This window comes from Chloroflexota bacterium (assembly GCA_035652535.1).
Lineage (GTDB): Bacteria > Chloroflexota > UBA6077 > UBA6077 > SHYK01 > DASRDP01.
Genome location: DASRDP010000153.1, coordinates 1 through 5,900, shown reverse-complemented (window position 1 = coordinate 5,900; position 5,900 = coordinate 1). Strand labels below are relative to the sequence as shown.

Sequence of the window (5,900 nt, the reverse complement as noted above, 5' to 3'; positions counted from 1 at the left end):
CCTGGCCCCGACTGCTTCGGCATCGGGACGCTGGAGTGGGTCGAGTCCACGGGAAAGGGGTGGGTCTACGCCCACACCATCTCGTATCAGCCCGCGCACCCAGCGTTCGCCGATGACGTGCCGTACGTCCTCGCCATCATTGAGCTGGATGAGGGCTGGCGCATGAACAGCAACGTCATCAACATCGATCCGCAGGACGTGAAGATCGGCATGCGCGTCGAGGTGGTCTGGGACGACGTGACGCCCGAATTCAGCCTGCCGAAGTTCCAGCCGGCGAAGAGTTAGAAGCGCGCTGCGCGGGCGACCATACGTCGGGCTTGCCGTCTCCAACCACAGCACCTCCGCCCGCACTCGCGCCAGTCATCTGCAGGGCAGGGCGAGGACCCGCCCCGAACTGCGTCGCCAGCTCTTGCAGGCCCTGCGCCATTTCGCTGAGCGACTGCGCCAGCCGAGCGACTCCCTGCGCCTCGGCGTTGACCTCTTCCGCGGCGGCCGATAGCTCGTCGGCCGCCGCGCTGGTGTCGTCGCTGACGTTCGCGATATTTTCGACCGATCGTGACACCTCCGCGGAGGCAGCCGCCATTCGCTCCGCCCCCGCCGTGTTGCGGTCCACGATTTCGGACACGACCCGCATCGCCTCGGTCAAATCGTCTGCCGCGCCTGAGATCTCCCGCGCGGCGTCGGAGATCTCCTCCGCGCGTCGGCTCGCGAGCTGCGCGGCGACGAGGCTCGACGCCAGCGTTTCCCGGAGGACCGCGGCGTGGCTGACGCTTGCCTCGACTTCGGACTCGGCGTTGGAGCTGGCCGCCTCGGCCTGGTCGACCGCGGCTTCGATGCCCTGCACGAGTTGCGCAACCTCGCGCGTTGCGACGCCCGCGCGCTCGGCCAGCCGTTTCACCTCGGTCGCCACGACCGCGAACCCACGTCCCTGTTGCCCGGCCCGCGCCGCCTCGATTGCCGCGTTCAGCGCGAGGAGCGTGGTGCGATCCGCCAGGTCGCTGATCGTCGCCGCGATGTCGCCGATCTGACGCGAAGCGCTTCCCATGTCCGCGACGCGCCGGGCCGAGATTCGCACCGCCTCCGCGACCTGGCCCATCGTCTCGATGGCGTCGTCCACGGAGCGAGCGCCGGCCTCAGCCGCCAGGGTCGCTTCCCGCGCCGCCACGCTGCTCGCCTGGGCATGCGCCGCCACCTGCGCGATCGCCGTGGTGATACGCTGAGTTACCTCCGCCGACGTGCCCACGGCGCCCGCCTGGGCCCGTGCCCCGTCGGCCAGCTCGTCGATCGCGTGAGACATCTCGTCGATAGAGTGAGCCGTTCGCGACACGCCGTCGGATTGTTGCTGGGCGCCATCCGCCAGGTGCTGAGTGGAGCTCGCGATCTGCGCGGTGGCCCCCTCGGCCTGGTGCGCCGCGCGGGCGAGATGGACCGACGCAGTCGTGATGGCCGCCGCGCTCGCGGCGACCTGCCCCCCCAGAGCGCTCAGATCGTCGACGCGGCGGGCGAGGGCCCGCTCCGATTCCCGCAGGGCGGCGTTGTAGCTCTGCACCTGCGCAAGCGTCTCGTCCAGCCGCCCGCTGTACTGCCACAACACGAAGAACACCAGCCCGCCGATGACGGGTACGAGCCCGACGTTGATCAGGCGTACCACCTGCGACGGCACGACCGCCAGGACCCCAAACGGATCGACGCGGAGGGACAGCGCGCTCACGATCAACGCGATGGCCGTTGCGGCCAGCATCAGCCGCAGGAGCGAGCGGCGGCCGAGATGTGGCAGCGCCAGCGCCACCGGCAGGACCATGAGCACCGCCACCATCGGGAATAGCTCCGGTGCGAAGAACATGAGAAATAGGCAGATCACGGCCAAGCTGAGGCACATCATGGTCACCGAGGCCTCGAGATGGCCGCGCCGCAAGGCGCGCTGGGCCAGGACGAGGACCACCATGTTCCCGACCACGAGCACGGCGATCAGCGGCAAGAACGGAAGCGGGTAGAGGATGTACAGCAGCACGATGATGGGCAGCGCCCAGGCATTGAGGGGAAGATCCGCGTTGATGAACTGATTGACCTGGGCAATGCTCCGGGCGTGGGCGTCCATGGGATCGAGCCGCGGAGCGGGACCAGTGCCCGGAGTCAGGCCCGTCATCGACCAACCGAACTGTGCACGGTATCTCCTGTTAGATTGGCCAATTCGTTCACGTCCGCCCGCGGGGCGCTCGGAATTATAGGCGCGCGGAGGAGAAGGGCCTGGACGCTCACCCGCCGCGGAGGCACGAGCCCCGACGACCAGACTGCGAGCTCCCGCGGCAACATTCAGCACCGCGACATCCTGGGGGGGCGAGCCTCAGCGAGCGGAGGGGCGGCGCCCGGCTACTGTGCAGCGAGCAGATCTTCGGGACGGACCGGTAGCGGGGCCGACCGACTGACCGCATCGATCACCGCGGTCGCCACCGCCGCCGCCATGCCGCAATTGGGACCTTCGCCGATCGGCGTGATCCCCAGCGCCGGCTCGGGGGGCAGCACGATGGAGTCGAACGGCGGTATGTCCGCGACGGTGGGCAGCTTGTACTCATGCAGGTTCGCCGTTGTCACGCGCCCATCGTCGAACTCGATCCCTTCCATGAGGGCGTAGCCGAGGCCCTGAATCAGCCCGCCATCGATCTGACCCCTGTGCATCACCGGGTTGATGACTTTCCCAACCTCGATGGCGCTGACCGCGCGGCGGAGGCTGAGCTGACCGGTTTCATCGTCTACGTGGACCTCCACGGCCACAGCCTCATACGTGTCGACGATGTCTCCCGACGATGGCGTGTACCGAAACAGCTCCACGAGCTCCGACGGGGCGAGGCTCGCCGCGTCGGCGACGGTGTGCAACCGACCATCCGGAGTGCGGAACCCGTCGAATTCGATGGCGATCTGGGCGCGATCGTGGCCGAACTCGGCCGCGAGCAGGTCGGCAAGACGGTCCCGCATGCGCTGGGACGTGACGCCGATCATCTTCCCGACCACCCGCGTGATCCGGCTCCCACCCACGCCCCGGTCGTACTCGATGTTCTCCATCGTTTGAACGACCCGCACGCGGTCGACCGACACGCCCATGCCTTCGGCCGCCATCTGCTGGAAGGCCGTGAGCATGCCCGACCCCTGCTCGATGATGGGCGTGTGCACGAGGACCGACCCGTCCCGCGCGACGATTAAGCGCACGGTGTAGTCGGTGGCCGGGCTATTCGTCACGTCCACCAACGCGATCCCCCGCCCAACGCCGCGCTCCCTGGGTCTCGCCCAGCCGATGGCGTCCGCGGCGGTCGCCAGCACCTCCCGCGCCATCGGCCGAACGCCAGCGCCACCGCGGTCGGGCTTCCTCGGCGTGACGGGCGCGTTGATGAGCCGAATCTCGAGGGGATCGATCCCCATCTCGCGCGCGCACAGGTCCATATGCTGCTCGATCGCCACGAGGGGCTGAATGGCGCCGGGATCGCGCATGTGCCCGCATGGGACCGTATTCGTGTAGACCATGTGGCCCTCGACCCGCCAGATCGGCACGTCGGTGTATGGGCCCAGGCCGCCGGTGAGCACGCGCGGCAGCGTGGCGTCGAGGGCTGGCTTGAAGGCCGCGTACGCGCCGCTGTTGTAGTAGGTCTGGGTCCACCGCGCAACAAGGTGGCCCGACCGGTCAAAGCCGCTTCGCACGCGGATCACGGCGGAGTGGCGCGGGTTTCCAGCGGTCAGCTCCTCGGTCATCGACATCAGCGTGCGGACGGGCCGGCCGGTCGCCCGCGCGAGGAAGTACGTCAGCGGGATGTCCATGAATGACCCTTTGCCGCCAAAGTCTCCGCCAAGCGGCATGAGGTGAATCTCGACCTGCTCCCGGGAGAGTCCCAGCCCTTCCCGCAGGTAGTCGAGCAGCAAGTACGGCGCCTTGTTGGACGCCCAGATGTGCGCCACCCCCTGGGCGTCCACCTCCACGGTGCAGCAGTGTGGCTCCAGATAACCCTGGTGCTGGACCGGCGTGCGAAACGTGTGATCGAAGGCGAAATCCGCGCTTTTCAGCGCGTCATCCATCTCGGCCGCGCTCGCGCCGAAGATGGGATTCGACACGCTGTTGGGATAGTCCGCGACCTTCTGCTGTGGAGTCTTGTGGGCCCGAACCCAGGCAGGCTCGTGCACCAGCGGCGCGCCCGGCTCGATCGCCGCGAGCGGATCGAACACGGCGGGCAGGGGCTCGTATGCCACCTCGACGAGCCCGAGCGCCTCCTCGGCGATCTCGGGATTCTCCGCCGCGACCGCGGCGACCTTCTCGCCCACGAAGCGGACACGCTCGCGCGCCAGCACGGGCATGTCCCGCATCGAGCGCCCGACGAGCACGTCCGGCACGTCTGCCCCCGTGAGCACCGCGTGGACGCCGGGCAGGCGACGCGCGCGCGACACATCGAGAGAAACGATTTGGGCGTGCGGCCAAGGGCTGCGAAGGATCCGCGTGTGGAGGGTGTTTGGACGGACGAGGTCCGCGGCGTAGGTCGCCGCCCCGGTGACCTTCTCGACCCCGTCGATGCGAACGGCCGCCTCGCCGATCACTGCGTCAGGAACCGGGCAAACACGTCATGGTATCGAGTCCGGAGCCCTGCCCGGAGCGCCGGACTTACGTCGACAACCGGGGGGAAGGCATCCCGGAGCTTTCGGTCGTAGGGAATGCAGGCGTCGATGAGGATCCGGTTGTTGAAGTTGCCGGGAAGCGACATCGGATCGCGGCCGGATGACCATGCCTTCTGAATCACGTCCACGTCGGTGACCGGATCGAAGCGCGTGCACATGGCCCAGAGGACCTGATCGAGATCGGAGCAATCGACGTCCTCATCCACCACGACGGTCCACTTCCCGTTGTACGCGCCCGCTGCACAGTTGGAAGCGACGTGAAGCACGTTGCGAGCGTGGCCCGGGTACCGCTGGCGGATCTGGATCGCCGTGAAGCGGGTCGCGGGGCCGCCTTCGTGATTCCACACGCCGAGGATGCCCGGCAGCCCCGCCGCCTCGAGCGCCTTCCAGATCTCCGCGGACCCTGCGATTCCTTTCAGCAGCCCGGTCTCATCGACCGGCTTGTGCTGAGGCGCGCACGTCAGGATCGGGTCGTTGCGATAGAGAATCGTCTTGACGTCGACACACGGGCGCGGAACGACGTCGTCTGAGTAGTAGCCCATCCATTCCCCGAACGGGCCCTCGGGCCGAGAATTGCCCGGAATCGCCTCGCCCTCGATGGCGATCTCCGCGTCAGCGGGGATGGGAAAGCCCGTGTACGGACCCTCGATGACGTCGATTGGCTCACCCCGAAGGCCGCCCGCGAAGTCGTACTCGGACACGCCCTGGGGGAGTGGGCTCGCGGACAGCATGTACAACAGCGGGTCCTGGCCACAGACGATGACGACCTTCATGCTCTGGCCGCGCTCGAAATACGTGTCTCGGTGGATCCGGCCATGCTTTCCTTCGGTAATCTGGCAGCCAACGGTCCTGCCGTCGTAGACCTGCGCGCGATACGCGCCGAGGTTGTACCAGCCTGAATCGGGATCGCGCGTGACGACGAGGTCTGCCGTGCCGATGTATCGGGCGGTGTCGCGCTCGTGGTGGACGGGAACCGGAAACCGGAGCACGTCCACGTCGTCTCCGGTGAGCACATTGTCCAGAATCGGCCCCGTCGCCACGACGCGCGGAGGAATCAGCGTCATGCTCCGCATTCGCTCGTGGTAAGCGCGGACGACGTCGACCTTTCGCTCCCGCTCCATTGGTAAACCGAGGGTGAGCGCGATGCGGTTGATGGTCGAGAACTGCCCATAGAGCGTACGAAAGCCACTCGGGTAGCCGGGCACATCGTCGAAAAGAATCGCGGGCGCCTTTCCGTGGCCGCTCTC

The 5,900-nt window shown here is 67.7% G+C and carries 4 protein-coding genes; 1 reads left to right on the top strand and 3 read right to left on the bottom strand.

Annotated elements, in window-relative coordinates; all coding sequences use genetic code 11:
* Nucleotides 1–285: OB-fold domain-containing protein (locus tag VFC51_18995; protein HZT09115.1), on the top strand; the 285-nt coding region annotated here is incomplete at its 5' end.
* Here VFC51_18995 and VFC51_18990 read toward each other — a convergent pair.
* The 3 genes from VFC51_18990 to VFC51_18980 form a co-directional block, all read right to left on the bottom strand.
* Complete coding sequence (locus VFC51_18990; GenBank protein HZT09114.1) at nt 251–2,146, bottom strand: methyl-accepting chemotaxis protein; 1,896 nt, start codon at nt 2,144–2,146, stop codon at nt 251–253. The genes VFC51_18995 and VFC51_18990 overlap by 35 nt on opposite strands.
* A gap of 224 nt (nt 2,147–2,370) precedes the next feature.
* On the bottom strand, nt 2,371–4,575 hold the full coding sequence (locus VFC51_18985; GenBank protein HZT09113.1) for a xanthine dehydrogenase family protein molybdopterin-binding subunit: 2,205 nt from the start codon (nt 4,573–4,575) through the stop codon (nt 2,371–2,373).
* The coding region (locus VFC51_18980) for a UbiD family decarboxylase (protein HZT09112.1) at nt 4,572–5,900 on the bottom strand (1,329 nt) is incomplete at its 5' end. The genes VFC51_18985 and VFC51_18980, both read right to left, overlap by 4 nt.

Coding starts and splice junctions, on each gene's coding strand:
- VFC51_18990 (HZT09114.1), bottom strand. CDS start 2,146: ATGACGGGCCTGACTCCGGGCACTGGTCCCGCTCCGCGGCTCGATCCC.